Origin of the sequence: Streptomyces sp. NPDC005281 (assembly GCF_040607495.1) — a bacterium.
GTDB lineage: Bacteria > Actinomycetota > Actinomycetes > Streptomycetales > Streptomycetaceae > Streptomyces.
Genome location: NZ_JBEXGX010000031.1, coordinates 68,168 through 93,968 on the forward strand (window position 1 = coordinate 68,168; position 25,801 = coordinate 93,968).

The window sequence follows — 25,801 nt, forward strand, 5'->3', positions numbered from 1 at the left end:
CGCCGGAAGGCGGTGGGCGAGACCTCGGCCGCTGTCCGGCCGGTCAGTAGCGGTACTGCTCGTCGTACCCGGCGTTGCCGTTGTTGTTGCCCTGGTACGGGTACTGCTGCTGCTGTTCGGGCGGGAGTTCGCCGCCGTACTCGTCGGTGCGCTGCTGCGGCACCCAGACACCGCCGGACGGGGTCTCGCCACCGTAGGTACCGTTGGCGTACTGGTCCTGGCCGTAGTTCTGCTGCTGTTGCTGCGCGTACTGCTGGTCGCCGCCGGCGTAGGCGCTCTGGTCGTACGTGGCGCCCGTGTACGTCTGCTGCCCGGTGTACGGGTCCGTGTAGGTGGCGTACTGCTGCTGGCCGGTGCCGTAGCCGTACTGCTGCTGGTCGTAGCCCGTGTAGCCGTCGTACGCGTAGGCCTGCTGGTTCTGGCCCGTCGCGTAGGCCTGCTGGTTCTGGCCCGTCGAGTAGGCCTCCTGGTCCTGGGACTGGGAGGCGCCGGCGTAGGACTGGTCGGCGGCGGCCGAGTACGCGGCGGCGTCGTAGACGCCGTAGGAGCCGGTGTCCTCGGGCAGGGGCTGCGGTTCGTACACCGAGGTCGACTCGGCGGCCGTGGGCTCGGCCGGCTCCGGGGGCGCGAAGCGGTCGGAAGGGGCGGGCGTGAAGACATCGTCCTCGTCGGCCGTGTACTCGTCCTCGCGCCGGTAGGCGGCCACCTCGACCTCTTCGAGGTCGGAGTTGTCCTCGGGTGCGTCCGCGTCCTCCGGCTCGCCGCGGCGGCGCTTGCTGGGTTTGCCGGGCTTGCCCTCCACCCCGGGGCCCTTGATGGCCCAGCCCTGTGCGAAGCCCTGGCGGAACGACAGCGTCACATACGTCTGGCCGACCGTGAAGGCGGCCGCGCCCAGGCCGATGACCGGGACCGAGTGCATCAGGACACCGAGGACCACGCCGAGAAAGCCCACGAAGGCGAGCAGCCGGAACCGCAGCCGCGCCTTGTACTGCAACAGCACCTCGCCGAGCAGCCACAGCGCGACGATGCCGAATGCCAGATAGAGGACCGTCAAGCCCATGTACGCCCCTCTCCCAGTGGCCGCTACGCAGTGTGTCGTACGCGGGTGCGACCGGTCTAGGCCTGCTGCGGGTGGTGCAGGCCCAGATTCTCGTAGATTTCCAGCGTCGCCGTGGAGTTGTTGAGCGTGATGAAGTGCAGTCCGGGTACTCCCTCGGCCAGCAGCCCCGCGCAGAACTCCGTCGCGAACTCGATCCCAATGGAGCGTACAGCCGCCGGATCGTCTTTGACTGTGAGGATCCGCTCTTTCAGGGCGTCCGGGAACGAAGCATTCGAGAGTTTGGGCAGCCGTTCCAACATCTTCACACTTGTCACGGGCATGACTTCGGGGATGACCGGCGTCGCGCAGCCCGCCGCGTCGACGCGGTCACGCAGACGGAGGTAGGACTCCGGCTGGAAGAACATCTGCGTGATCGCGTAGTCGGCGCCGGCGCGGCACTTGTCGACGAAGTGGGAGACGTCCAGGTCCCACTCCGCGGAGCGGGGGTGCATCTCGGGGAAGGCGGCGACCCCGACACAAAAATCGCCGGATTCCTTGATGAGGCGCACGAGTTCGGCCGCGTACGTCAGACCCTGGGGGTGGGAGACCCACTCCCCCATGGGGTCGCCCGGCGGGTCTCCGCGCACGGCGAGCATGTTGCGGATGCCCGCGTCCGCGTACTGCCCGATGATGTTGCGCAGTTCCGCGATGGAGTGGTTGACCGCGGTGAGGTGCGCGACCGGGGTGAGGGTCGTGTCGAGGACGATCTGCTCGGTCTCCTTGACCGTGCCGGCCCGCGTCGAACCGCCGGCTCCGTAGGTCACGGAGACGAAGTCGGGGGCCACGGCCTCGACCCGGCGCAGGGCGTTCCACAGATTCCGCTCGCCCTTGGGGGTCTTCGGCGCCGAGAACTCGAAGGAAAAGGTCTGTTTGCCGGTCGCGAGCATGTCGCGCACGGTGCGCGCGCGATCAGTCCTGGTGGAAGCAGATCCGAGGGCCATACTCGCAGGTTAGCCAGCGGGCGTCGGTCACCCAACCGAACCGCTGACTTTTGTCCGAACTGTCGACTTCTTGTCCACCCCTCGGACAGCCGCCCGGCCGGGCGGCTGTCCGAGCGGATGCCCGGCGGCCTACGCCGTGCGCAGCCGCTTCGCGAACTCCGCCGCTGCGGCGCCCGGATCGTCGGCCTCGGTGATCGCCCGTACGACGACGACGCGGCGGGCGCCCGCTTCGAGCACCTCGTCCAGCCGGCCGAGGTCGATGCCGCCGATCGCGAACCAGGGACGGTCGGTGCCGAGGGCCGCCGTGCTGCGGACCAGGCCGAGGCCGGGTGCGTGGCGGCCGGGCTTGGTGGGGGTGGGCCAGCAGGGGCCGGTGCAGAAGTAGTCCACGCCCTCCTGGACGGCGGCGGCCTCGGCCTCGGACGCGGCGTGCGTGGAACGGCCGATGACCACCTCGTCGCCGAGGATCGCGCGGGCCGCGGGAACCGGAAGGTCCCCCTGGCCCAGGTGCAGGACTCCGGCGCGGGCGGCGTGGGCCACGTCCGCGCGGTCGTTGACCGCGAGGAGCTTGCCGTGCCGGGCACAGGCGTCCGCGAAGACCTGGAGGTGCTCCAGCTCCTCCCCCGCCTCCATGCCCTTGTCGCGCAGCTGCACGATGTCGACACCGCCCGCCAGGACCGCGTCGAGGAACTCGGCGAGGTCGCCCTGGCGTCTGCGGGCGTCCGTGCACAGATAGACACGGGCGTCGGCGAGGCGGTCCCGCGCGGTCGTGGCGGCGTTCTCGGGCATGCGTGGGTCCCCCGTTGTCGGTGCGCGGGGAGCGCGGCGGCCGGGATGGTCCCGCCGCCGTGCTCCCCGTGCCGGACGGTCTCGAAAAAGGTCAGACGGCGAGCGCCTGGGCGCGGCGCTTCACCTCCGTGCCGCGATTCTCGCTCAGCGCCTGCGCGGGGGTGCCGGGCAGGGTCGGGTCGGGGGTGAAGAGCCACTCGAGGGCCTCTTCGTCGGAGAAGCCGTCGTCCCTCAGGAGCGTCAGGGTGCCTGCCAGGCCCTTGACGACCTTCTGCTCGGCCACGTCGATGAAGTCGGCGGGGACATGCAGCGCGCGGTTCTCACCACGGCGTACGGCGATCAGCTGGCCCTCCTTGAGCAGCTGCCGGACGCGTGTCACCTCGACACCGAACTGTTCGGCGATGTCGGGGAGGGTGAGCCAGGCGGGGACGAGAGCATCGATCTTTGCGTCAATCTCGGTCACGGGACAAGCGTGCCATCCCGGGCCGACAGTCGGAAGCCGAGGGCGTCCGACCGCGGGGTGAGGGATCAGGCAGTGGCGGCCTTCAGCGGCCTCGACGGGTCCACGAGCAGCTCCGGGTCCATGGCGACACCCGCCTCGATCAGCCGGCGGCCCTGGGCGAGATCCCTCGGGCGGCCCACCGCCAGCAGGGCGACGAGCCGTTCCCCGCGGAGCCAGCACACCGACCAGGAGACGCCCGCGGGGTCGCCGCGCCACACCAGGGTGTCGGCGGGCCCGTGGTGGCCGACGTACTGCACGAAACGGCCGAACTGCTCGGACCAGAAGTACGGCACGGGGTCGTAGGCGGCCGGGGTCTCCCCGACGATGTTCAGGGCGACCGTGCGCGGACCCTGGAGGGCGTTGTCCCAGTGGTGGACGAGAAGGCGCCGCTCGTAGCGCCCGGACGGGAAGGAGGCGCAGTCGCCGACCGCGTAGACGTCCGGCAGGGAGGTGCGCAGGTGGTCGTCGGCAACGATCTCGCGGTCGGCGCCGAGTTCGATGCCGGAGCCGGCGATCCAGGCGGTCGCGGGCCGCGCCCCGATCCCGACCACGACGGCGCCCGCGGGCACCCGGGAGCCGTCGTCCAGGACCACCGCGCCCGGCTCGACACGCTCCACGCGCGCGTTGGTGCGCAGCGAGGCCCCGCTGTCCGCGTACCAGGCGGCCATCGGGGCGGCCACCTCGGCCGGCAGCACTCCGGCGAGCGGCCGGTCGGCGGCCTCGACGACGGTGACCGCGCAGCCCGCCTCGCGCGCCGCGGTGGCGAACTCGGCGCCGATCCAGCCGGCTCCGACCACCACGATGTCGTGCTGCCGGGCGAGAACGGGTCGCAGCCGGTCGGCGTCGTCCAGGGTGCGCAGCAGATGCACTCCGGGCACGCCTTCGGCGCCGGGGAGCCGGATCGGCTCGGCGCCGGTGGCGACGACCAGGACGTCGTACGGGACCGGTCCCCCGGCCGTGTCCAGTTCATGGTCGCCCGGCCGCACGGCGAGGGCCTCGCTGCCCAGCCTGAGGTCGATGTCCAGGGCCTCGAAGTCGACGTCGAAGGCGGAGCCCTCGGCCTTGCCCAGCAGGACGGCCTTGGACAGCGGTGGCCGGTCGTAGGGCTGATGCGGCTCCGCGCCGATCAGCGTGACGGTGCCGGTGAAACCCTGTTCGCGCAGGGCGACCGCGGTCTGCACCCCGGCCATGCCCGCGCCCACCACGACGACCCGCCGTGCCGTGGGCCTGCGCGACGGGGACTGTGCCTGCGTCTGATCGCTCACCTGATCACCATAGACACGTGACGATTCGTCAGTCAGCTGACGTGCTCGGTGACCTGTTCCACACGGCGGGTCCCGCGCACCTCTTCCACCACGCTCGTCCCGGAACCCCGCCGGGACTCCCACGTCCAGGTCTCCTCCAGCCGGACACGGCCGTCGGGCAGTTCGAGGACGAGGGACACGCAGTGGCCCGACGCGGTGGTCCCGTCGCGTTTGAGCTGCACGTACCGGAAGTCGAGGCGGTCGCCCTCGCGGGTGCCCACGAGGTGTCCGCGGACGATGTCGCCGCCCGCGTACTCGGCCCAGACCACGCCGTCCTCCTCGTGGTACGTGAACCGGGTGAGGGTGCCGACCTGGCCGGCGGCCTGGTCGGCGACGGGCGCGAGGACGAGGCCGTCGAGGGGTCGTGCCACGGGCGGAGGCTCCCTTACCGAGACGGACGGGGGCGGGCTAGGGTGGCCAACGTAAAGCACTCGCGGGAGCCCGGACGCACCGGGCTGAGAGGGAGGCTGGCGGCCTCCGACCGTACGAACCTGATCCGGGTCATGCCGGCGAAGGGAGGGGCTGGACGCCCATGCCGTCTGCACGTTCGTCGGACGTCCTCGTCGTCGGGGGCGGGATCATCGGTCTGGTGACGGCCTGGCGGGCCGCGCAACGCGGGTTCACCACCGCGCTCGTGGACCCCGAGCCGGGCGGCGGGGCCGCCCGGGTCGCGGCCGGGATGCTGGCCGCCGTCACCGAGCTGCACTTCGGCGAGGAGACCCTGCTGGGCCTCAACCTCGCCTCGGCGCGCCGCTATCCGGACTTCGCCGCCGAGCTCACCGAGGCGACCGGCGAGGATCTCGGCTACCGCCGGTCGGGCACGCTGGCCGTCGCGCTGGACGCCGACGACCGCGCCCATCTGCGGGAACTGCACGCGCTCCAGGTCCGTTCGGGGCTGGAGTCGGAGTGGCTGAGCGGCCGCGAGTGCCGCCGCCTTGAGCCGATGCTCGCGCCCGGTGTGCGCGGGGGTCTGCGGGTGGACGGCGACCACCAGATCGACCCGCGGCGCCTCGCGGGAGCCCTGGTCACGGCGTGCGAGCGGGCCGGGGTGGCACTGCACAGGACCTGGGCGGAGCGCCTGACGGTCGTACGGGACCGGGCCGCCGGAGTCGTCACCACGGACGGCACCGAACTCACCGCGGGCCGGGTGGTGCTCGCCGGGGGCAGCCTCAGCGGGCGTCTGGCGGGTGTCCCGCAGGACGCCGTGCCGCCGGTGCGCCCGGTCAAGGGGCAGGTGCTGCGGCTGACCGTGCCGCGGCGGTACGCGCCGTTCCTGAGCCGCACCGTGCGGGCCGTGGTGCGCGGCAGCCACGTCTACCTGGTGCCGCGCGAGAACGGCGAGCTCGTGGTGGGCGCGACGAGCGAGGAGCTGGGCTGGGACACCACCGTGACGGCGGGCGGCGTCTACGAACTGCTGCGCGACGCCCACGAACTGGTCCCCGGGATCACCGAGCTGCCGCTCGTCGAGACCCGCGCGGGTCTGCGCCCCGGCTCGCCCGACAACGCTCCGATGCTCGGCCCGAGCGCGCTGGACGGTCTGCTGCTGGCCACCGGGCACTTCCGCAACGGTGTCCTCCTGACGCCCGTGACCGGCGATGTGATGGCCCATGTCCTGACCACCGGCGAACTCCCCGCCGAAGCCCGCCCCTTCACCCCCCTGCGCTTCGGCGCCACGGCCCGCACGGAGCTGCCCGTATGAACATCGTCGTCAACGGGGAGCGGCGGCGGATCGCCGCAGGAACCGCTCTGGACGCGCTCGTCGCGACCCTCACCCCGGCGTCGTCCGGGGTGGCCGCCGCACTGAACGAGACCGTCGTCCCTCGAACGCAGTGGTCGTCCACCGCGCTCGCCGAGGACGACCGCGTCGAAGTCCTCACCGCCGTCCAAGGAGGCTGACCCATGGCAGACGACCCCTTCGTCCTCGGCGGTACGGCCTACACGTCCCGGCTGATCATGGGGACGGGCGGCGCGCCCAGCCTCGACGTGCTGGAGCGCTCCCTGGTGGCGTCCGGCACGGAGCTGACGACGGTCGCGATGCGGCGCGTGGACGCGTCCGTGCACGGCTCGGTCCTGTCGGTGCTCGGCCGGCTGGACATCCGTGTCCTGCCGAACACGGCCGGCTGCTACACCGCGGGCGAGGCCGTGCTGACCGCGCGGCTGGCGCGTGAGGCGCTGGGCACCGATCTGGTCAAGCTGGAGGTCATCGCCGACGAGCGCACCCTGCTGCCCGATCCGATCGAGCTGCTGGACGCGGCGGAGACGCTGGTCGACGACGGCTTCACCGTGCTGCCGTACACGAACGACGACCCGGTCCTGGCGCGGAAGCTGGAGGACGTCGGCTGTGCGGCGATCATGCCGCTCGGCTCGCCCATCGGGTCCGGGCTCGGGATCCGCAACCCGCACAACTTCGAGCTGATCGTCGGGCACGCGGGCGTGCCGGTGATCCTGGACGCGGGGGCCGGTACGGCGTCGGACGCCGCGCTCGCCATGGAGCTGGGATGTGCGGGGGTGATGCTCGCCTCGGCGGTGACACGGGCGCAGGAGCCCGTGCTGATGGCGGAGGCCATGCGGCACGCGGTGGAGGCGGGGCGGCTGGCGCGGAGGGCGGGACGCATCCCCCGGCGGCACTTCGCGGCGGCGTCCTCCCCAACGGAGGGCATGGCGGCGCTGGACCCGGAGCGCCCGGCGTTCTGATCGCCGGTCCGCCCGGGGAGTCGCAGCAGGTTGTCGTGTTGTGGTCTTGCGGCGACAGACAGGATCTGATCGGACATCTGTACGACGAACAGATCTTCGTGCGTCAGGTGCGCGTCACAGCTCGGCTGCAGTCGGGCCCCTGTATCGGCCGAACGGGGCGCCGTGACAGTGGCGGCTCGTAGACTCACCTGCGTGGATACGACCCTTCAGGACCCGCTTGTCGGACACGTGCTCGACGGCCGGTATCGCGTCGAGGCACGGATCGCGGTCGGCGGGATGGCCACGGTCTACAGGGCCCTGGACACCCGCCTCGACCGCGTGCTCGCTCTCAAGGTGATGCACCCGACGCTGGCCGCCGACGCCTCGTTCGTCGAGCGGTTCATCCGCGAGGCCAAGTCGGTGGCGCGACTGGCGCACCCCAACGTGGTGCAGGTCTTCGACCAGGGGGCGGACGGGTCGTACGTCTATCTGGCCATGGAGTACATCGCCGGGTGCACCCTGCGTGACGTGCTGCGCGAGCGTGGCGCCCTCCAGCCCCGGGCCGCGCTCGACATCCTTGAGCCGGTGCTCGCCGCGCTCGGCGCGGCGCACCGCGCCGGGTTCGTGCACCGCGACATGAAGCCGGAGAACGTCCTGATAGGGGACGACGGCCGGGTCAAGGTCGCGGACTTCGGCCTCGTCCGCGCCGTGGACACGGTGACCAGTACGACGGGTACCGTCCTCGGCACCGTGTCGTACCTCGCCCCCGAGCAGATCGAGCACGGCACCTCCGACACCCGGGTCGACGTCTACGCCTGCGGAGTCGTCCTCTACGAAATGCTCACCGGCGCCAAGCCGCACAGCGCCGACTCCGCCGCTCAGGTTCTCTACCAGCACCTCCACGAGGACGTGCCGCCTCCGTCGGCCGCCGTGCCGGGCATGGCGTACGCGCTGGACGAACTGGTCACCGCGGCCACGGCCCGCAATCCCGAGATCCGCCCGGCCGACGCGGTGGCACTGCTCGGCCAGGTCCTCGAAGCGAGGGCCGGCCTCACCGCCGACCAGCTCGACGCGATTCCGCCGGGTGCCCTGTCCGTGGGCCACGACAACGCCGACGACCGTACGAGCGTGATCCCGCGCTCGCTGTCCGTCCCCCGTCTGCTGCCGGTGAACGAGGACGACGGCGCTGTCGACCGGACCAGCCGGTTCGAGCAGAGCAGCCCGTTCACCACAGCGCCGGTCATGCCCACCCAGCCTCCGGGCACGCGGCCCCCGGGCGCCCGGCCGCGGCGCGGGATGCTGCTGGTCGTCGCCGCGATCGTGCTGGTCCTCGGCCTCGGCGCCGGCGTCTGGTACATCAACTCGGGCCAGTTCACCAAGGTCCCGCCCGTCCTGGCGAAGACGGAGCAGCAGGCCAGGAACCAGCTCCAGGACGCCGGGCTCGACGTCAAGCGGGTCAAGCACGCCTACAGCGACACCGTGAAGCGCGGCACGGTCATCGACACCGACCCCGGTGTCGGTCAGCGGATCCGGGACAACGACTCCGTGACGCTGACCGTCTCCGACGGCCCCCGGACGGTGAAGGTGCCGGACCTGAACGGCTTCGCGCTGTTCAAGGCGAAAGAGGTGCTCAAGGGCGACGGGCTCGCGGCGGGCATGGTCACGCGCGATTTCAGCCAGGACGTGCCCAGGGGCTTCGTGATCGGCACGAATCCGTCCGCGGGCACCCTGCGGCACTCGGGTTCGGCGATCGCGATCGTGGTGAGCAAGGGCAGGCCGATGGAGCTGCCCGACGTCACCGGCTCGTCGGCGGAGGACGCCACCACGCTGCTGGAGGGCGCGGGCCTGAAGGTGAAGATCGCCGTGGAGCGGGTCCACTCGGAGTTCGACAAGGGCCAGGTCGCCCGGCAGTCGCCGGCCGCCGGTCTCAAGGCCGCCACGGGCGACACGGTGACGCTGACGCTCTCCAAGGGCCCCGAGATGATCGAGGTCCCGAACGTCGTGGGCGACAGCGTGGACGACGCCACGAAGACGCTGGAGAATGCCGGGTTCCAGGTCTCCAAGGACCGCGGACTGCTCGGGCTCTTCAGCGACACGGTCAAGAAGCAGTCGGTGCACGGCGGCGACACGGCGCCCAAGGGCTCGACGATCACGATCCAGATCCGCTGAGCGGATCCGACGGACCACAGAGCCGCAGGACCGCAGGACCGCAGCGACACAGGGGCACAGGGCCTCCGAACGGGCAGCCGCTCGGAGGCCGCTCCCCCGCGAGATCCGCGCGCAGGACCGCCCGTGGGGTGCCCGGGGGCCCGTGACACCCTGGCGGGTGTGACCAGCAAGCAGCTCCGCAACCCCGTCGGCGGCCATGTCCCCGTGGCCGGCGGCCTCAGCACCGTCGGCCTGGCCTACGCCCGCGACCTCGCCGCCGAGGCCGTGCAGGTCTTCGTCGCCAACCCGCGCGGCTGGGCGACGCCCACCGGGAATCCGAAGCAGGACGAGGACTTCCGCGCGGCGTGCGCCGCCGGCTCGATCCCCGCGTACGTCCACGCCCCGTATCTGATCAACTTCGGCTCGCACACCGAGGCGACGGTCGAGAAGTCGGTGGAGTCGCTGCGGCACTCGCTGCGGCGCGGGCGGGACATCGGCGCCCTCGGGGTGGTCGTGCACACCGGGAGCGCCACCGGCGGCCGGGAGCGCTCCGTCGCCCTGAAGCAGGTGCGCGCCCACCTGCTGCCGCTGCTGGACGAACTGACCCATGACGACGACCCGTTCCTCCTGCTGGAGTCGACGGCCGGCCAGGGCGCCTCCCTCTGCTCACGCACCTGGGACTTCGGACCCTACTTCGAGGCCCTGGACGCGCACCCCAGGCTGGGCGTCTGCCTCGACACCTGCCACATCTTCGCGGCGGGCCACGATCTGACCGGACCGAGCGGTATGCACCAGACCCTCGACCTGCTGGTCGACACCGTCGGCGAGGGACGGCTGAAGCTGATCCACGCCAACGACTCCAAGGACGTGGCCGGCGCGCACAAGGACCGGCACGAGAACATCGGCTCCGGCCACATAGGCGAGGACCCGTTCCGCGCCCTGATGACACATCCCGCGACGGAGGGTGTCCCGCTGATCATCGAGACGCCCGGCGGGAAGGAAGGTCACGCGGCCGACGTGGAGCGACTGAAGAAACTCCGCGACGGATAGACGGTCCCGCGGCCGGTCCGGCGCCTCGGGAATACCCCAGGGGGGTATGTGGTTCCTCCTACGTCAAGCAGCCGTGACTCGACATTGGGGGATCTCATGGGGCACGAGGCACACACCCGCGCGGACACGCGCCCGCAGGCGCACACCCCTCACCACGGACCGGCCGCGGCCACCTGGCCCATGGCCGCCCTGGCCACCCTGCACTGCCTCACCGGCTGCGCCATCGGCGAGGTGCTCGGCATGGTCGTGGGAACGGCCTTCGGGTGGGGGAACCTGCCGACGACGATCCTGGCGATCGTGCTGGCCTTCCTCTTCGGCTACTCGCTCACCCTGCGCGGAGTGCTGAAAGCGGGCGTCGACTTCCGTACGGCCTTCCGGGTGGCGCTGGCCGCGGACACCCTGTCCATCGCGGTGATGGAGCTGATCGACAACGGGGTGATCACGCTGTGGCCGGCCGCGATGGACGCGGAACTGGCCGACGCGGTCTTCTGGTTCTCGCTGGCGGTCTCGCTGGTGATCGCCTTCGCGGTCACGACGCCCGTCAACAAGTGGCTGATCGGCCGGGGCAAGGGCCACGCGGTGGTCCACGAATACCACCACTGACGCGCTCGGAGAGCGACACCAGGACTCAGAGCTCGGGGCCGTCCCCGGGCTCTTCCTGGTAGGAGTAGCGCTGCTCGCGCCAGGGGTCGCCGACGTTGTGGTAGCCGCGCTCCTCCCAGAAGCCGCGGCGGTCGGCGGTCATGTACTCGACGCCGCGCACCCACTTGGGGCCCTTCCAGGCGTACAGATGCGGGACGACCAGGCGCAGCGGGAAACCGTGCTCCGCCGTCAGCAGTTCGCCGTCCTTGTGGGTGGCGAAGATGGTGCGCCCGGAGGCGAAGTCCGCGAGGCGCAGGTTCGAGCTGAACCCGTACTCGGCCCAGACCATCACATGGGTGACGGTGGGCGCGGGCGGGGCTATCTCCAGGATCGTACGGGCGGGCACGCCACCCCATTCGGCCCCGAGCATGCTGAACTTCGTGACGCAGTGCAGATCGGCCACGACGGAGGCGTACGGAAGGGCGGTGAACTCCTCGTGGGTCCAGCACTGCTTCCCGCCGTCGGCGGTGGCGCCGAAGACCCGGAACTCCCAGCGTTCGGGGCGGAACTTGGGGACGGGTCCGTAGTGCGTGACCGGCCAGCCGCGCTGAAGTCGCTGTCCCGGCGGAAGCTCCGACTGTGCCGTTTCTCCAGATTCGCGCTCCACCGGCTGACCCATGACTCCATCCTGACAGACCCGGAACAGTGCCCATGACCAGCGCGGGCCGGATCGGGGCAACTCGTAGTAAGCATGCACTTACTGGACGCTCCGGGACACTGGTGCGAAGATGCGGCGCAATCTGCCCAGTACCCCGCTTGGAAGGAGCCTCTGCGATGCAGGGCGACCCCGAGGTCATCGAATTCCTCAACGAGCAGCTGACCGGTGAGCTGACCGCGATCAACCAGTACTTCCTGCACGCGAAGATGCAGGAGAACTTCGGCTGGACGAAGCTCGCGAAGTACACCCGGCACGAGTCGTTCGACGAGATGAAGCACGCGGAGGTGCTCACCGACCGCATCCTGTTCCTGGACGGGCTGCCGAACTACCAGCGGCTCTTCCATGTCCGGGTGGGGCAGACCGTCACCGAGATGTTCCAGGCCGACCGGCAGGTGGAGGTCGAGGCGATCGACCGCCTCAAGCGCGGGATCGAGGTGATGCGCACGAAGGGTGACATCACGTCCGCGAACATCTTCGAGTCGATCCTCGAGGACGAGGAACACCACATCGACTATCTGGACACCCAGCTGGAGCTGGTCGAGAAGCTCGGCGAGGCGCTCTACATCGCGCAGCTCGTCGAGCAGCCGGAGAGCTAGGACAGGAGAGCCGGGACCGGAGGGCCAGAGCTTCGGCGCCGGGAACCAGGACCCGAGGGCCAGGTCCGGAGCGTCAGGCGGCCTCGCGGCCGGCGGTGCCGTACCCGACGGTCTCGCGCGCGCCCGTCCCGGTGGATCCGAGGACCTCGGAGAGCACCGGCATGCCCTGGTCGGCCAGTTCGCGGCGCGGACACGAGCCCCTGCCCAGCAGTGCCTGGATCCGGCGTACGCACGAACCGCAGTCCGTGCCCGCCTTGGAGGCCGAGGCTATCTGCCGAGGAGTACAGGCGCCGTCCTCCGCGTGCTTCTTCACCTGCTGTTCGGTGATCCCGAAGCAACTGCAGACGTACACGCGGTTCACCTCCCGCCGGAATCGTTGGGTCGCGCCGTCCCGATGATCGGTGAGGCAAACCTAACCTTACCCGTCGCACAGCAACCGCAAAAGTGGCGTGGGGCGCGGATCGTATGTGATCCGCGCCCCACTTCAGGTGCCGGTAACAGGCGAGCGGCCTGTTGATCTGCTACTGGTCGCGGTACATCTCGGCGACGAGGAAGGCCAGGTCAAGGGACTGGCTGCGGTTCAGACGGGGGTCGCAGGCCGTCTCGTAGCGCTGGTGCAGATCGTCGACGAAGATCTCGTCGCCGCCGCCCACGCACTCGGTGACGTCGTCACCGGTGAGCTCGACGTGGATGCCGCCCGGGTGCGTGCCCAGACCCTTGTGGACCTCGAAGAAGCCCTTGACCTCGTCGAGCACGTCGTCGAAGCGGCGGGTCTTGTGGCCCGAGGCCGCCTCGAAGGTGTTTCCGTGCATCGGGTCGGTCACCCAGGCCACGGTCGCGCCGGAGGCGGTGACCTTCTCGACCAGCTCGGGCAGCTTGTCGCGGACCTTGTCCGCGCCCATGCGCACGATGAAGGTGAGACGGCCGGGCTCGCGGTCCGGGTCCAGACGCTCGATGTACTGAAGCGCCTCCTCGGCCGTCGTCGTCGGACCCAGCTTGATCCCGATCGGGTTGCGGATCTTCGAGGCGAACTCGATGTGCGCGCCGTCCAGCTGACGGGTGCGCTCACCGATCCACACCATGTGGCCCGAGACGTCGTACAGGTGGCCCGTACGCGAGTCGACGCGGGTCAGCGCCGACTCGTAGTCGAGGAGCAGCGCCTCGTGGGAGGCGTAGAACTCGACGGTCTTGAACTCCTCGGGGTCGGTCCCGCAGGCCCGCATGAAGTTCATCGCGTTGTCGATCTCGCGCGCGAGCTGCTCGTAGCGCTGGCCGGACGGGGACGACTTCACGAAGTCCTGGTTCCAGGCGTGCACCTGGCGCAGGTCGGCGTAACCGCCGGTGGCGAAGGCGCGCACCAGGTTGAGCGTGGAGGCGGACGCGTTGTACATCCGCTTCAGGCGCTCAGGGTCCGGGATGCGGGACTTCTCGTCGAAGTCGAAGCCGTTGACCGAGTCGCCCCGGTACGTCGGCAGGGTGACGCCGTCGCGGGTCTCGGTGCCCTTGGAGCGGGGCTTGGAGTACTGGCCGGCGATACGGCCGACCTTCACCACGGGGACCGAGGCGGCGTACGTGAGGACGGCGCCCATCTGGAGCAGGGTCTTGAGCTTGTTGCGGATCTGGTCGGCCGACACGGCGTCGAAGGCCTCGGCGCAGTCGCCGCCCTGGAGAAGGAACGCCTCTCCCTTGGCGACGGACGCCATCCGGGCGCGCAGCTGGTCGCACTCGCCCGCGAAGACGAGCGGCGGATACGACTCGAGCTCCGCGATCACATCGCGCAGAGCCTCGGCATCGGGGTACTCGGGCTGCTGCGCCGCGGGCAGGTTTCGCCAGGTGTTGCCAGCGCTCGCGCTGGACTTAGCGTTCACGGTCACCCGGACAACATTACGGGGTCGGGTCGGGCGTCCCGTCCACATGCTCATCAAGTGAGACGAACCGCGCTCGAACGACGGCTCCCCGGACGGCCGCGACGCCCGCCCGGGGAGAGGCTCCAGGGTCCCCTAGCCCACGTCGAGCCGGTCGCGGTCGATGGAGATCCGCACACCGCCGTGGGTCTCGGTCGTGTCGCCCACGTACTGGTGGACACGCTGGTGCTTGGCCCACAGGGCCGAGGGGATCGAGGAGTCGGACGTGCCCGACACACCGTTCCAGCGAGCGAAGTGGATCACGTCGGGCAGGGTGACGGTGCTCTTGTTGGCGATCAGGTCGGACACCAGGGACGAGGTGTTGCCGTACGCGCCGGAGCGGTAGCCGAGTGCGTGCAGGCGCACGGTGTAGGCCTGGACGTAGGCGAGCACCTGGTCGGTGATCTTGCCTCCGGGCTCGTAGTGCTCCAGGTCGTCGTAGATCACCGTGCCCTTGCCGAAGCCCAGCGCGGCCGCCTGCTTGACGGCGTCGTCGGCCGCCGCGGTGCCCTGCGGCACCGGGCTGGTGATCGCCGAGCAGCCGCCGCCGCAGCTGCCGCCGTCGGAGGAGGGCTGCCGGCCGACGTACAGCGGGAAGAACCGCCAGCCGCGCGTGTACTGCGTGCGCACCCAGTCGGCGGTCAGGTGCTGCTGGGCGCAGGCACGGTTGAGACCGCCGATGTAGACACCGATGGCGCCGTACTTGGAGTTGTCGCGCCAGGCGTCCATCGCCGACTGGCTCGGGGCGGTGCAGGCGTCGAAGCCCTCGCCGCGGAAGGAGGTCGCGTCGGTGGGCAGCGGGGCCGCCGCGGCCTGTTCCGCGGGCCCCTCGCGCCGTGCGCCGGCGACGGGAAGTCCGGCGCTGCGCAGGACGTCCTGGATGCGCGCGCGGTCGTATCCGTAGGCGGCGGTGACGGCGATGCGGTCGGCGGTGGCCCGGTAGGTGCGGGCCACCGGGTTCTCGGTGACGGCCCTTGCCGCCACGGGTGCGGGCTGGACCAGAATCGCCTCGGTACGGCCGGTGGCCCTGGCCGGGCAGTTCTGGTCGCTGCCCGGGGTGCCGAGGTAGACGGCGTGCCGGTCGAAGCGCACGCAGGTGTCGGGATGCCTCTTCAGGTCCACGATCTGCCAGGAGTCGGGGACGGTGAAGATGTAACCGCGGTAGGCGATCTGGGTGAGGTCCTCGGAGTCGCCCGCGCGCGGGGCGGAGCTCGCGGGGACGAGGGATCCCGCGGCGAGGGCGGCCGCCGCGAGGAGCACGGTCAGGGCGCGGGCGCCGGTCCTGCGGGTCTGGGGCGAACGGACTGCGTGCATGGTTCTCGTTTCTCGGTGCGTTCGGGCTGTCTGGCCATCCATGGCCGGTGACCGGACGGTAGGAACGCCTCGCGGGGCCGTTTCACGCTGTTGCCCGCCCCTCACCCTCGGGTAAGGTGCGGCGCATGTTCGCGCATTCGAACCAGAACTGGTGGTGGACCGCTCATCCGGCGGCCCGCTGACTGCGCGTAGACAAAAACTTCGCGAAGGCCGCCCGAGGGCGGCCTTCGGTGTTTGCGGACCCGGGCCGTTCCTCTCCGAGATGCACGATTCGAGAGAAGGACCGCACCGATGAATCTGCTCGACCTGCTGGACGATCCCCGTCCGTTCGCCCTGCTGCGCCGCCGCACTCCGGGCCGCGACCACGACGTGGTGGAACTGCTGCTGGGGCCGGTGCGCGAGGTGGAGCGTCTCGCCGACATCCCGGACGAGGCGCTCGCGCTGATCCCGTTCCGGCAGATCCGGGAGCGCGGCTTCGACGTCCGCGACGACGGCACCCCGCTGACGGTGCTCGCCCCCGAGGAACGTCACGAACTGCCGCTCGCGAGGGCGCTGGCGGAGCTGCCGGCCCACGACGTCCGCGTCGAGGGCGGCGGCTTCGACGTCGGCGACGAGGAGTACTCCGGGATCGTCGAGCGGGTGCTGCGCGAGGAGATCGGGCGCGGCGAGGGCGCCAACTTCGTGATCCGGCGGACGTACGAGGGGCGGATCCCCGGATTCGGACGGGCCGACGCGCTGGCGCTGTTCCGCCGGCTGCTGGTCGGCGAGCGGGGCGCGTACTGGACGTTCGTCGTGCACACCGGGGAGCGGACGCTGGTCGGGGCGAGCCCGGAGGTGCATGTGCGGATGTCCGCCGGGACGGTGGTGATGAACCCGATCAGCGGGACGTACCGCTATCCGGCCGGGGGTCCGACGCCCGAGGACCTGCTCGCGTTCCTCGCCGACGGCAAGGAGATCGAGGAGCTCTCGATGGTCGTCGACGAGGAGCTCAAGATGATGTGCACGGTCGGCGACATGGGCGGGGTGGTGATCGGGCCGCGGCTCAAGGAGATGGCCCATCTCGCGCACACCGAGTACGAGTTGCGCGGCCGCTCCTCGCTGGACGTGCGGGACGTGCTGCGGGAGACCATGTTCGCGGCGACCGTCACCGGCTCTCCGGTGCAGAACGCCTGCCGGGTCATCGAGCGTCACGAGGTCGGCGGGCGCGGCTACTACGCGGGCGCGTTGGCGCTGGTCGGGCGGCGTCGGGAGGACGGGCCGGACGGCGGACCCGGGGCACAGACCCTCGACTCCCCGATCCTCATCCGCACCGCCGACATCGACGCGGACGGCCGGCTGCGGGTGCCGGTCGGCGCCACCCTCGTCCGGGGCTCGGACCCGGCGGGCGAGGTCGCCGAGACGCACGCCAAGGCGGCGGGCGTGCTGGCGGCGCTGGGGGTGCTGCCCGGCCGGCCGCGCCCGGACGGCGCCCGGCCGACACTGGGCGACGATCCGCGGGTACGGGCGTCGCTGGACGGGCGGCGGGCCTCGCTGGCGCCGTTCTGGCTGCGGATGCAGGAGCGGTCCCGGGATCTCGCGGGGCACGCGCTGGTCGTGGACGCCGAGGACACCTTCACCGCGATGCTCGCGCATGTGCTGCGGTCGTCCGGGCTCGAGGTGACGGTACGCCGCTACGACGAACCGGGACTGCGCGAGGCGGTCCTCGCGCACGAGGGTCCCGTGGTCCTCGGCCCGGGCCCCGGCGACCCCGGCGACGCGGCGGACCCCAAGATGCGTTTCCTGCGCGGGCTGACCGCCGAGGTGCTCCGTGAACACCGGTACGGCGTCCTCGGTGTCTGCCTCGGGCACGAGCTGATCGCGGCCGGGCTGGGGCTGGAGATCGTACGGAAGGACGTGCCGTACCAGGGCGCGCAGACCCGTATCGACCTCTTCGGGCGGCCCGAGACCGTCGGCTTCTACAACAGCTTCACGGCGCGCTGCGACGACGAGGCGCTGGTGGAGCTGTCGGCGCACACCGTCGAGGTCAGCCGCGCCGCGAACGGCGAGGTGCACGCGCTGCGCGGTCCCGGGTTCGCGGGCGTGCAGTTCCACCCGGAGTCGGTGCTGACACTGAACGGCGCCGCCGTCGTGCGGGAGCTGATCGGTCAGCTGCGGGGCACGAGCACGTTCTCGGAGCGGCGGCCCTCGGTGTAGTCGAGGACGTTGCCGACGGTCGCGTCGACGATCTGGCCGACGGCGTCGCGGGTGTAGTACGCCTGGTGCGAGGTGACCAACACGTTCGGGAAGGTGACGAGGCGGGCCAGGGTGTCGTCCTCGACGGTTTCGAGGGACTTGTCGAGGTAGAACAGCCCGGCCTCCGCCTCGTACACGTCGAGGCCGACGCCGGTGAAGCGGCCCTCGCGCAGCTCGGTGACGAGGGCCTGGCTGTCGATCAGGCCGCCGCGGCTGGAGTTCACCAGGATGGCGTCGTCCTTCATCGCACGCAGGGCGCCGGCGTCGATGAGGTGCTGGGTCTGCGGGATCAGCGGGACGTGCAGCGAGATCAGGTCGGACTCGGCGAGAAGCCGCTCCTTGGAGACGTACTCCATGCCGAGTTCGACACAGGCCGGGTTCTCCGCGATGTCCCAGCCGAGCAGGTTCATGCCGAAGCCGTGGGCGATGCGGGCGAAGGCCTCGCCGATCTTCCCGGTGCCGAGGACGCCCGCGGTGCGGCCGTGCATGTCACGGCCCATCAGCCCGTGGAGACGGAAGTCGAAGTCGCGGGTGCGGTTGGCGGCGCGCACGATACGGCGGTTGACGGCCATGCCGAGGGTCCAGGCGAACTCGGCGACCGAGTAGGGCGAGTAGTACGAGACCCGGGCGACCGTCATGCCGAGGCGCTCGGCGACCTCCAGGTCGATGTTGTTGAACCCGGTGGAGCGCTGGGTGACGAGCTGGGTGCCACCGGCCGCGAGGGTCTGGAGAACACGGTTCCCGAGGCCGCAGTTGACGCTGGTGGAGATGACCTCGTAGCCGGCCGCGATGGGCGCGGTGTCCTCGGTGAGGAAGACGTCGAGACAGCGGACCTCGTGGCGTCCTTCGAAGGCCTTCTCGATCAGGGACTTCTCGTCGGACTGGACGCCGAACGCCAGAATCTCCACCGGTTTCTCCCGTTCTGGGGGTATGGGCCGAATGTACGTCCCATACCCCCGGGCCGCGAAGGGGCCGCCGTCAGCCGAAGAAGACCCCGACCTCCTCGTACAGCGTGGGGTCGACCGTCTTCAGCTTGGCGGTGGCCTCCGAGATCGGAACGCGGACGATGTCCGTGCCGCGCAGGGCCACCATCTTGCCGAAGTCGCCGTCCCGGACGGCCTCGATGGCGTGCAGGCCGAAGCGGGTGGCGAGCCAGCGGTCGAAGGCGCTGGGCGTCCCGCCGCGCTGGACGTGCCCGAGAACGGTGGTGCGGGCCTCCTTGCCTGTGCGTCGCTCGATCTCCTTGGCCAGCCACTCGCCGACCCCGGAGAGCCGGACGTGCCCGAAGGAGTCCAGGGTGCCGTCCTTGAGGACCATGTCGCCGTCCTTGGGCATGGCGCCCTCGGCGACGACGACGATCGGCGCGTACGACGCCTTGAAACGCGAGGACACCCAGGCGCAGACCTGGTCGACGTCGAAGCGCTGCTCGGGGATGAGGATGACGTTCGCGCCGCCGGCGAGGCCCGAGTGGATGGCGATCCAGCCGGCGTGGCGGCCCATCACCTCGCAGACGAGGACGCGCATATGGGATTCGGCGGTGGTGTGGAGGCGGTCGATGGCCTCGGTCGCGATGTTGACCGCCGTGTCGAAGCCGAAGGTGTAGTCGGTGGCTGAGAGGTCGTTGTCGATGGTCTTGGGAACGCCGACGACGTTGATGCCGTACTCGTCGCCGAGCCGCGCGGCGACGCCCAGGGTGTCCTCGCCGCCGATCGCGATGAGTGCCTCGACCTCCTGCTTGGCGAGGTTCTCCTTGATACGGCGGATGCCGTTCTCGTGCTTGAGGGGGTTGGTTCGCGAGGACCCGAGGATGGTTCCGCCGCGCGGCAGGATGCCGCGCACGGCGGTGATGTCGAGCCGTACGGTGTCGCCTTCGAGCGGCCCTCGCCAGCCGTCCCGGTAGCCGACGAAGTCATAGCCGTACTCCTGCACGCCCTTGCGGACGATGCCCCGGATGACGGCGTTGAGCCCGGGGCAGTCGCCGCCACCGGTCAGTACTCCGACCCGCATGGAAAGTCCCTTCGCCACAGTTGGCTGTCGGACTCACGCTAGTAGTGATCCAGGTCACTTCGGCATGGTGCGGAAGGGCTGTTCCGGTGAATTGTCCTGTAGTTGATCAGTGCAGATCACCCGAAGGGCGGCATCGGCCCCTCCCGGCGGTGTCGTCCGCGCCCGGTCACGCCTCGTCAAGACCGCGCTCTATGGCATAGCGGACCAGCTCGACCCGGTTGTGCAGCTGGAGCTTGCCCAGGGTGTTCTGCACATGGTTCTGGACGGTGCGGTGGGAGATGACCAGGCGCTCGGCGATCTGCTTGTAGCTCAGGCCCTTGGCGACCAGCCGGAGCACCTCGGTCTCACGGTCGGTCAGCTGCGGGGCCCGCGGCCCGTCGGAGCCCGTGGCGGCGACGGGCTCCGAGGCCAGCCGGCGGTACTCGCCGAGGACCAGTCCGGCGAGGCCCGGGGTGAACACCGGGTCGCCCGCGGCCGTCCGGCGCACCGCGTCGGTCAGCTCCTCGGCGGACGCCGACTTCAGGAGGTAGCCGGTCGCGCCGGACTTCACCGCCTCCAGCACGTCGGCGTGCTCGCCGCTGGCCGACAGGACCAGGACCCGCAGGGACTGGTCGGCGCCGACCAGCTCCTTGCAGACCTGGACACCGGGCTTGGCGGGCAGGTTCAGATCGAGGACCAGGACGTCGGGCGCCGCGGCCAGCGCGCGGCGCACGGCCTGCTCGCCGTCGCCCGCGGTCGCGACCACGTCGAACCCGGCGGCCGCCAGGTCACGGGCCACGGCGTCACGCCACATGGGGTGGTCGTCCACCACCATGACCCTGACGGGGTTCTCCCCCACCCGCGGCTCCGCCGCCGTCCCGCCCGTCATCGTCCTGCCGCCGCCTTCGTCATCGTGTCCTGGCCTTCCCCCGCGCGTCCTTCGGTACCTTCAGCTCGACCTCGGTGCCCTGTCCCGGGACGGAGACCAGCTCCGCCGTCCCGCCCAGCTCGCGCAGCCTGCCGCGGATCGAGAGCGCCACTCCGAGGCGGCCCTCGCCCTCGGCCTGTGCGAGCCGCCCCTCCGGAATGCCGGGGCCGTCGTCGCGCACCGTCACGATCACCGAGTCCGGCTCGTCCTCGACCAGGATCCAGGCGCGGGCGTCCGCGCCCACGTGCCTGCGGACATTGTCCAGCGCGGCGCCGACGGCGGCGGCCAGTTCGCGCGCCGCCGACGGGTCGAGGGGCACCGGCGCGCCGGGCTCGGAGAGCGTCACGCGCGCCGTGGTGTACGGGGCGAGCAGGGCGCGCAGGTCGAGCGGCCCCGCGGGATCCTCGTCGTCGGGCTCGTCCACGGCCCGTACGACCGCGCCGAGCGCCGCGTCCTCCGACACCCGTGAGACGGGCACCAGACCGCCCGACACCAGGGTGCGCAGCGCGGCCTCCTGCTCACCGGCCATGCGGCCGAGCTCCGCCGCCTCGCCGCCGAGCGCGGTGCCGCGCCGCTGCACCATGGCGAGGACCTGGAGCACTCCGTCGTGGATGTCCCGGGCGAGACGCTCGCGTTCGCGGGTGGCCGCCTCGATCTCCAGGGCGCGGGCGAGGGTGCGCTCGGAGGCGCGGGCGACCTCGACGACGTAGCCGATGGCGATGGAGGCGACCCAGACGAGGATCACGTTGTGCACGGTGTCCCGGGTCGGGGAGCCGCGCTCGACGATGTTGGCCGCGGCGACGAGCGTGGAGGCGAAGGCCGCCCAGCGCCAGCCGCCCTTGATCGCGAAGGCCAGGACCGCGCCCGCCGTCCATATCGACGGCAGGGTCGGGCCCCCCGAGTCGATGCGCGTGGCGGAGTCGGCGACACGGGTGAGCAGGATGCCGGCCAGCGCGACGGTGAGGTCGGCGGCGAGGAACCGCTTGGTGCAGTTGGCCGCGCCGGCGACCCTCGGGAGCGTGGCCAGCGTCCAGACGAGCAGGAACGCGAAGAACGCCACGGCCACCCACGGGCGGGCGAACCTGTCGTACGTGGTGGCGAAGAGCCCGATCGCGTACAGCACGGTCAGCACCCGGTACCCGGTCAGCGCACGCCACAGCGGCTGCTCGACCGACATCCTCATGACTCTCTCGCGCTTGGCCATGCCCCCCCACCCCACACTGCCGACGTCCCTACGGACGCGCCTAGGAGCCGGACCGTTGCGTCTCGGCCGGTCCGTCTTCTCCCTCGCCCCCGGGACCCGTCGCCGGACCGGCCTGTTCCGCCGCCGCCTGCTTCTCCGCCTGGGCGAGTGCCGCCCTGGCCGCCTTGTCGGCGTCCTTCTCGGCCTTCGCCGCGTCCGCGATCTGCCGCTTGGCTGCCGTCGCGTACATGTCGACGTACTCCTGGCCGGACAGCTTCATGATCTCGTACATGACCTCGTCCGTCACCGCGCGGAGCACGAACCGGTCGTGCTCCATGCCGCTGTAACGGCTGAAGTCCAGCGGCTTGCCGATGCGGATGCCCGGACGCATCAGCTTGGGCATCAGCTTGCCGGGCGGCTGGATCTTCTCGGTGTCGATCATCGCGACCGGGATGACGGGCGCGCCGGTGGCGAGGGCCACGCGCGCGAGGCCGCCGGGCTTGCCGCGGTAGAGGCGGCCGTCGGGCGAGCGGGTGCCCTCCGGATAGATGCCGAACAGCTCACCGCGCTCGATCACCCCGATGCCGCTCTTGATGGCCGCCTCGCCCGCGCCGCGTCCGCCGGAACGGTCCACCGGGAGCTGGCCGACGCCCTTGAAGAAGGCGGCCGTCATCCGGCCCTTGATGCCGGGGGTCGTGAAGTACTCGGCCTTCGCGATGAAGGTCACCTTGCGTTCGAGGACCGCAGGCAGGAAGAACGAGTCCGAGAACGACAGGTGATTGCTCGCCAGGATGGCCGGGCCCTCGGCGGGGATGTTCTCGAGGCCTTCCACCCAGGGTCTGAAGGCGAGCTTCAGCGGCCCTCCGATGGAAAACTTCATTGCGCCGTAGATCACCCGTGTGCCTCCTGTGTCGTGGATCAGACCTTAACCCGGAGCACAGTCAAAGGCCCCGACGACCCTGGTCGGTGTCAGTACCGTCGCGTACGGTGAAGCACACCCGGAGTCGTTTTCAGCCCACTCATGAACAGGAGACCGAGGTGCCGGTCCTTCCTGGAGCCGAGCCGTTCCGCCACGAGGGCGGAGAGGTCGGCGTCCTTCTCTGCCACGGTTTCACCGGCTCCCCGCAGTCGTTGCGACCCTGGGCGGAGTATCTCGCCGAGCGCGGTCTGACCGTCGCGCTGCCCCTGCTGCCGGGACACGGCACGCGCTGGCAGGACATGCAGGTCACCGGCTGGCAGGACTGGTACGCGGAGGTCGACCGCGAGCTGCGCGCCCTGCGCGCGAGCTGCTCGCGGGTCTTCGTCCTCGGGCTCTCGATGGGCGGCGCGCTGGCCCTGCGGCTCGCGGCCAGGCACGGCGACGAGATCAGCGGCATCGTGCTGGTCAACCCACTCAACAAGGTGCAGGGCCTGACCGCGCACGCCCTGCCCGTGCTCCGTCACCTCGTTCCGTCCGTGAAGGGCATCGCGAGCGACATCGCCAAGGAGGGCTCCGAGGAGCTCGGCTACGACCGGGTGCCGCTGCACGCCGCGCATTCGCTGCGCCTGCTGTGCGGGGTCGTGGACGCGGAGCTGCCGCAGGTCACCCAGCCGCTCCTGCTCCTGCACAGCCTCCAGGACCATGTGGTCTCCCCCGCCGACTCGGCGCGCATCCTCGGCCGGGTGTCCTCCACGGACGTGACGGAGATCGTGCTGGAACAGAGTTACCACGTCGCGACGTTGGACCACGACGCGGACCGGATCTTCGAGGAGAGCCACTCCTTCGTCACCCGGCTCGCGCCCGGTGCCGGCAAGGAGGCCGACACCGGTCGGGTGGGTAGGCAGGAAGGGACGGCAGCCGGTGGCTGAGCACGACGCGGACCGCGGTGATTCCGAGGAGAAGGGCGTCCCCGTCGGCGAGCCGCTCGACGGGGCTCGCGGCGAGGAGCTGGGCGACGCGCGCGCCGAGTCCGCCGGGGACCTGATCGGGGAGTCGCTCGGGGATGCCCGCGGGGAGTCCGCCGACGACGAGCAGAGCGTGCCCTTCGACGAGGACGCCGTCTGGAAGTCGATCGTCGCGGGTTACGGCGCGGAGCCGCCGGACCCGCCGGGCTCGCGGCCGTTCCGGTCCATCGAGGACCTCGCGCTCCCGGAACCCGGGCCGGACACCGGCTCCGGGACGGGCGGCGGGGGCGCCGAGAGCACCGGGGACGGTACGGACGAGGGCGACGACGCCCCGGATCAGGGAGCAGGCTCCGAGCCGGAGGCGTCCTCCGGCGATCAGCCCTCCGCCGTCAGGCCGCTCGGCAGTTCGATCGCGTTCGCGCCCGGTGTCGGCGGACCGCGGGACTACCGCGCGGCCGAGTCGTCCGAGGACGACTTCGACGAGGACGACGAGGGCCACTTCGTCCCGCCCGAGCCGCCTCCGCTGCCCGCTGCGGACACGACCGCGAAGTTCGCCTGGCTCGGCGTGCTCGGCGGCCCCGCCCTGCTTCTGCTGGCCGTGCTGCTCGGCTGGGACATGACCTGGTGGCTCACCACCCTCGGCATCGGCGGTTTCCTCGGCGGCTTCGCCACCCTGGTGACGCGCATGAAGGACGACGACGAGGACCGCGACGACCCGGGGCGCGGCGCGGTCGTCTGACCACGGCCCGGGTCGGTCCGGGAGGTTCCGGCATCCCCCCGGCATCCCCCGGCGCCGCCGTACTAGGACGCGGGCACTCTGAGGGCGGCGAGGACGGGCAGATGGTCCGTGGCTGCCCTCAGGTCCGCCTCGCTCACGCCGGGGAGGCCGAGCGGCACCCCGCAGCCGAGGACCTCGACGCCGGGGGTCGCGAAGAGGGCGTCGATGCGCCGGTGGGGGCCCGCGAACGTCCAGGTGTGCTCCCCGCCCCAGGGACGGGTGGCCCAGCCGTCCTGGAGCACCCCCGCGAGACGGCGGAACGCCGGTCCTGTCGGCCGCTCGTTGAGGTCTCCGCCCGCGACGGCGTGCGGAGTGCCGAGACCGGCGAGACGGTCGAGGAGCATGCCGCTTTGTTCGTGACGCTCGTCCTTCTGGAGCGACAGATGGCAGCTCAGGACACCGAGCCGGGCGCCCCCGAACCGGACGACCGCCGTGGCGAAACCGCGCCGGTGCTGTCCCGGGGTGAGCGGGAGCAGGACGTCCTCGGTGCGCTCCACGGTGGCCCGCAGGGTGCACAGCAGCGCGGGACCGGAGGCGGTGGCGCCTCCGGACAGGACGACGAGGCCGGAGGCGGCGGCCAGACGCGCGAGCTTCTTGCGCCAGCGGAAGAAGCGCGGCGCCTCCTGGACCAGGACGAGGTCCGGTGCGCAGGCGCTGATCACCCGGGCGAGGGCGTCGGTGTCGTCGCGCATCGAGCGGATGTTGTAGCTGAGCACGCGGATGACGGCCGAGCCGTCGGGCTCGGTGCGGGACGCGGGCAGCGGACTGGCGGAAAAGCTGGTCGGCATGGCGATCAAGATACGCGCCGGGAGCCCGCCGGAAGGGCCGAAGGACCACACGGCTCGAGCTCTGCACAGGCGCCGGGCGCGGCTCGGGCTCTGCGCAGGGCGCCGGGCGGGTGGAGCGGCACTCCGCCGTGCCGGAGGCTCTCGATCGGGTGAGGCGCGAGGGCCTGTCTGACAATTCGCGTCGTCGCCCGAAGGGCGGCCCGGCGGCGTCAGGTGCGTGCTCTGGGGGTGCCCCCTGCTCGAAGAGCTTGGGGGAGCGTGCATGGCGTCGCAGGGCAGACGGGAATTGTCAGACAGGCCCTAGGGGCAATGCCGTTGTTTTAGGCCTCGGGCGTAGGTTCCTGGGTAGTGGTCCCAGGGGGTGGTCGGGTGTCTGGGCGCGTGTCTGAGTTATCGGGTCTG

The 25,801-nt window shown here is 71.2% G+C and carries 27 protein-coding genes and 1 riboswitch; of the genes, 11 read left to right on the forward strand and 16 right to left on the reverse strand.

Annotated features, from left to right (window positions below; genetic code table 11):
• Positions 1 to 43: 43 nt before the first annotated feature.
• The 6 genes from ABZV42_RS33455 to ABZV42_RS33480 form a co-directional block, all read right to left on the reverse strand.
• Entirely contained in the window at positions 44 to 1,060 is a 1,017-nt protein-coding gene (locus ABZV42_RS33455) for a hypothetical protein (RefSeq protein WP_355989309.1), read from the reverse strand.
• Between the two features lie 56 nt (positions 1,061 to 1,116).
• Positions 1,117 to 2,040 carry a methylenetetrahydrofolate reductase [NAD(P)H] gene (metF, locus tag ABZV42_RS33460; RefSeq protein ID WP_355989311.1) on the reverse strand — a complete coding sequence of 308 codons (924 nt, stop codon included), beginning with the start codon at positions 2,038 to 2,040 and terminating at the stop codon, positions 1,117 to 1,119.
• A 129-nt stretch (positions 2,041 to 2,169) separates the two neighbouring features.
• Positions 2,170 to 2,829, reverse strand: a complete 660-nt coding sequence (gene thiE, locus ABZV42_RS33465; protein WP_355989314.1) for a thiamine phosphate synthase — start codon at positions 2,827 to 2,829, stop codon at positions 2,170 to 2,172.
• A gap of 91 nt (positions 2,830 to 2,920) precedes the next feature.
• On the reverse strand, positions 2,921 to 3,292 hold the full coding sequence (locus ABZV42_RS33470) for an Rv2175c family DNA-binding protein (RefSeq protein WP_355989317.1): 372 nt from the start codon (positions 3,290 to 3,292) through the stop codon (positions 2,921 to 2,923).
• A gap of 65 nt (positions 3,293 to 3,357) precedes the next feature.
• Complete coding sequence (locus tag ABZV42_RS33475; RefSeq protein WP_355989319.1) at positions 3,358 to 4,596, reverse strand: FAD-dependent oxidoreductase; 1,239 nt, start codon at positions 4,594 to 4,596, stop codon at positions 3,358 to 3,360.
• Positions 4,597 to 4,628: 32 nt separating this feature from the next.
• Complete coding sequence (locus tag ABZV42_RS33480; protein ID WP_355989322.1) at positions 4,629 to 5,006, reverse strand: hypothetical protein; 378 nt, start codon at positions 5,004 to 5,006, stop codon at positions 4,629 to 4,631.
• Positions 5,007 to 5,058: 52 nt separating this feature from the next.
• Positions 5,059 to 5,170: riboswitch (TPP riboswitch) on the forward strand.
• On the opposite strand from ABZV42_RS33480, the gene thiO reads away from it, so the two are divergent.
• From thiO to ABZV42_RS33510, 6 genes are all read left to right on the forward strand, one after another.
• Complete coding sequence (gene thiO, locus ABZV42_RS33485; protein ID WP_356055187.1) at positions 5,168 to 6,334, forward strand: glycine oxidase ThiO; 1,167 nt, start codon at positions 5,168 to 5,170, stop codon at positions 6,332 to 6,334. (Overlaps the previous riboswitch by 3 nt.)
• The gene (gene thiS / locus ABZV42_RS33490; protein ID WP_355989327.1) at positions 6,331 to 6,531 is read left to right on the forward strand and encodes a sulfur carrier protein ThiS; all 201 of its coding nucleotides are present in this window, start codon (positions 6,331 to 6,333) and stop codon (positions 6,529 to 6,531) included. Before thiO ends, thiS begins: the two co-directional genes overlap by 4 nt.
• A gap of 3 nt (positions 6,532 to 6,534) precedes the next feature.
• A complete protein-coding gene (locus tag ABZV42_RS33495) occupies positions 6,535 to 7,329 on the forward strand; it encodes a thiazole synthase (protein WP_355989329.1) in 795 nt (264 codons plus the stop codon).
• 192 nt (positions 7,330 to 7,521) lie between these two features.
• Complete coding sequence (pknB, locus tag ABZV42_RS33500; protein ID WP_355989332.1) at positions 7,522 to 9,477, forward strand: Stk1 family PASTA domain-containing Ser/Thr kinase; 1,956 nt, start codon at positions 7,522 to 7,524, stop codon at positions 9,475 to 9,477.
• A gap of 159 nt (positions 9,478 to 9,636) precedes the next feature.
• Positions 9,637 to 10,506 carry a deoxyribonuclease IV gene (locus ABZV42_RS33505; protein WP_355989334.1) on the forward strand — a complete coding sequence of 290 codons (870 nt, stop codon included), beginning with the start codon at positions 9,637 to 9,639 and terminating at the stop codon, positions 10,504 to 10,506.
• 180 nt (positions 10,507 to 10,686) lie between these two features.
• Positions 10,687 to 11,109 carry a DUF4396 domain-containing protein gene (locus tag ABZV42_RS33510; RefSeq protein ID WP_356055200.1) on the forward strand — a complete coding sequence of 141 codons (423 nt, stop codon included), beginning with the start codon at positions 10,687 to 10,689 and terminating at the stop codon, positions 11,107 to 11,109.
• 25 nt (positions 11,110 to 11,134) lie between these two features.
• Here ABZV42_RS33510 and ABZV42_RS33515 read toward each other — a convergent pair whose 3' ends face one another.
• Positions 11,135 to 11,767: a sulfite oxidase-like oxidoreductase gene (locus ABZV42_RS33515; RefSeq protein ID WP_355989337.1), complete on the reverse strand. Its 633-nt coding sequence runs from the start codon at positions 11,765 to 11,767 to the stop codon at positions 11,135 to 11,137.
• 155 nt (positions 11,768 to 11,922) lie between these two features.
• On the opposite strand from ABZV42_RS33515, the gene bfr reads away from it, so the two are divergent.
• Positions 11,923 to 12,402 carry a bacterioferritin gene (gene bfr / locus ABZV42_RS33520; RefSeq protein ID WP_328555995.1) on the forward strand — a complete coding sequence of 160 codons (480 nt, stop codon included), beginning with the start codon at positions 11,923 to 11,925 and terminating at the stop codon, positions 12,400 to 12,402.
• Between the two features lie 73 nt (positions 12,403 to 12,475).
• Here bfr and ABZV42_RS33525 read toward each other — a convergent pair whose 3' ends face one another.
• From ABZV42_RS33525 to ABZV42_RS33535, 3 genes are all read right to left on the reverse strand, one after another.
• On the reverse strand, positions 12,476 to 12,763 hold the full coding sequence (locus ABZV42_RS33525; RefSeq protein WP_355989341.1) for a (2Fe-2S)-binding protein: 288 nt from the start codon (positions 12,761 to 12,763) through the stop codon (positions 12,476 to 12,478).
• 160 nt (positions 12,764 to 12,923) lie between these two features.
• Entirely contained in the window at positions 12,924 to 14,276 is a 1,353-nt protein-coding gene (locus ABZV42_RS33530) for a class II 3-deoxy-7-phosphoheptulonate synthase (protein WP_356055189.1), read from the reverse strand.
• A 126-nt stretch (positions 14,277 to 14,402) separates the two neighbouring features.
• The gene (locus ABZV42_RS33535; RefSeq protein ID WP_355989346.1) at positions 14,403 to 15,620 is read right to left on the reverse strand and encodes a glycoside hydrolase domain-containing protein; all 1,218 of its coding nucleotides are present in this window, start codon (positions 15,618 to 15,620) and stop codon (positions 14,403 to 14,405) included.
• A gap of 125 nt (positions 15,621 to 15,745) precedes the next feature.
• On the opposite strand from ABZV42_RS33535, the gene ABZV42_RS33540 reads away from it, so the two are divergent.
• Positions 15,746 to 15,802: a trp operon leader peptide gene (locus ABZV42_RS33540; RefSeq protein ID WP_351867684.1), complete on the forward strand. Its 57-nt coding sequence runs from the start codon at positions 15,746 to 15,748 to the stop codon at positions 15,800 to 15,802.
• Between the two features lie 109 nt (positions 15,803 to 15,911).
• On the forward strand, positions 15,912 to 17,813 hold the full coding sequence (locus ABZV42_RS33545; protein WP_356055191.1) for an anthranilate synthase family protein: 1,902 nt from the start codon (positions 15,912 to 15,914) through the stop codon (positions 17,811 to 17,813).
• On the opposite strand, the gene ABZV42_RS33550 is transcribed toward ABZV42_RS33545, so the two are convergent.
• The 5 genes from ABZV42_RS33550 to ABZV42_RS33570 all read right to left on the reverse strand — a co-directional run bounded on the left by ABZV42_RS33550 (position 17,765) and on the right by ABZV42_RS33570 (position 22,829).
• The gene (locus tag ABZV42_RS33550; protein WP_355989352.1) at positions 17,765 to 18,760 is read right to left on the reverse strand and encodes a 2-hydroxyacid dehydrogenase; all 996 of its coding nucleotides are present in this window, start codon (positions 18,758 to 18,760) and stop codon (positions 17,765 to 17,767) included. The genes ABZV42_RS33545 and ABZV42_RS33550 overlap by 49 nt on opposite strands.
• A gap of 70 nt (positions 18,761 to 18,830) precedes the next feature.
• A complete protein-coding gene (locus tag ABZV42_RS33555) occupies positions 18,831 to 19,859 on the reverse strand; it encodes a 6-phosphofructokinase (protein ID WP_355989355.1) in 1,029 nt (342 codons plus the stop codon).
• 166 nt (positions 19,860 to 20,025) lie between these two features.
• A complete protein-coding gene (locus tag ABZV42_RS33560) occupies positions 20,026 to 20,673 on the reverse strand; it encodes a response regulator transcription factor (protein WP_355989382.1) in 648 nt (215 codons plus the stop codon).
• 73 nt (positions 20,674 to 20,746) lie between these two features.
• Positions 20,747 to 21,970 carry a DUF5931 domain-containing protein gene (locus ABZV42_RS33565; protein ID WP_356055193.1) on the reverse strand — a complete coding sequence of 408 codons (1,224 nt, stop codon included), beginning with the start codon at positions 21,968 to 21,970 and terminating at the stop codon, positions 20,747 to 20,749.
• A 40-nt stretch (positions 21,971 to 22,010) separates the two neighbouring features.
• Positions 22,011 to 22,829 (reverse strand): lysophospholipid acyltransferase family protein, encoded by an 819-nt coding sequence (locus ABZV42_RS33570; RefSeq protein ID WP_356055194.1) that lies wholly within the window; start codon positions 22,827 to 22,829, stop codon positions 22,011 to 22,013.
• Between the two features lie 158 nt (positions 22,830 to 22,987).
• Between ABZV42_RS33570 and ABZV42_RS33575 the strand changes: the two genes are divergently transcribed.
• Together ABZV42_RS33575 and ABZV42_RS33580 are read left to right on the forward strand one after the other, a co-directional pair.
• Positions 22,988 to 23,797, forward strand: coding sequence for an alpha/beta fold hydrolase (locus ABZV42_RS33575; RefSeq protein ID WP_356055196.1), 810 nt, complete (start codon positions 22,988 to 22,990; stop codon positions 23,795 to 23,797).
• Positions 23,790 to 24,572, forward strand: a complete 783-nt coding sequence (locus ABZV42_RS33580) for a hypothetical protein (RefSeq protein ID WP_355989366.1) — start codon at positions 23,790 to 23,792, stop codon at positions 24,570 to 24,572. Before ABZV42_RS33575 ends, ABZV42_RS33580 begins: the two co-directional genes overlap by 8 nt.
• Before the next feature lie 62 nt (positions 24,573 to 24,634).
• On the opposite strand, the gene ABZV42_RS33585 is transcribed toward ABZV42_RS33580, so the two are convergent.
• Positions 24,635 to 25,399, reverse strand: coding sequence for an endonuclease/exonuclease/phosphatase family protein (locus tag ABZV42_RS33585; protein WP_355989368.1), 765 nt, complete (start codon positions 25,397 to 25,399; stop codon positions 24,635 to 24,637).
• Positions 25,400 to 25,801 lie beyond the last annotated feature (402 nt).

Coding starts and splice junctions, on each gene's coding strand:
- metF (WP_355989311.1), bottom strand. CDS start 2,040: ATGGCCCTCGGATCTGCTTCCACCAGGACTGATCGCGCGCGCACCGTG.
- bfr (WP_328555995.1), top strand. CDS start 11,923: ATGCAGGGCGACCCCGAGGTCATCGAATTCCTCAACGAGCAGCTGACC.
- thiS (WP_355989327.1), top strand. CDS start 6,331: ATGAACATCGTCGTCAACGGGGAGCGGCGGCGGATCGCCGCAGGAACC.
- ABZV42_RS33510 (WP_356055200.1), top strand. CDS start 10,687: ATGGCCGCCCTGGCCACCCTGCACTGCCTCACCGGCTGCGCCATCGGC.
- ABZV42_RS33585 (WP_355989368.1), bottom strand. CDS start 25,399: ATGCCGACCAGCTTTTCCGCCAGTCCGCTGCCCGCGTCCCGCACCGAG.
- ABZV42_RS33545 (WP_356055191.1), top strand. CDS start 15,912: ATGAATCTGCTCGACCTGCTGGACGATCCCCGTCCGTTCGCCCTGCTG.
- thiO (WP_356055187.1), top strand. CDS start 5,168: ATGCCGTCTGCACGTTCGTCGGACGTCCTCGTCGTCGGGGGCGGGATC.
- ABZV42_RS33570 (WP_356055194.1), bottom strand. CDS start 22,829: ATGAAGTTTTCCATCGGAGGGCCGCTGAAGCTCGCCTTCAGACCCTGG.
- ABZV42_RS33565 (WP_356055193.1), bottom strand. CDS start 21,970: ATGGCCAAGCGCGAGAGAGTCATGAGGATGTCGGTCGAGCAGCCGCTG.
- ABZV42_RS33515 (WP_355989337.1), bottom strand. CDS start 11,767: ATGGGTCAGCCGGTGGAGCGCGAATCTGGAGAAACGGCACAGTCGGAG.
- thiE (WP_355989314.1), bottom strand. CDS start 2,829: ATGCCCGAGAACGCCGCCACGACCGCGCGGGACCGCCTCGCCGACGCC.
- ABZV42_RS33560 (WP_355989382.1), bottom strand. CDS start 20,673: ATGGTGGTGGACGACCACCCCATGTGGCGTGACGCCGTGGCCCGTGAC.
- ABZV42_RS33455 (WP_355989309.1), bottom strand. CDS start 1,060: ATGGGCTTGACGGTCCTCTATCTGGCATTCGGCATCGTCGCGCTGTGG.
- ABZV42_RS33495 (WP_355989329.1), top strand. CDS start 6,535: ATGGCAGACGACCCCTTCGTCCTCGGCGGTACGGCCTACACGTCCCGG.
- ABZV42_RS33555 (WP_355989355.1), bottom strand. CDS start 19,859: ATGCGGGTCGGAGTACTGACCGGTGGCGGCGACTGCCCCGGGCTCAAC.
- ABZV42_RS33535 (WP_355989346.1), bottom strand. CDS start 15,620: ATGCACGCAGTCCGTTCGCCCCAGACCCGCAGGACCGGCGCCCGCGCC.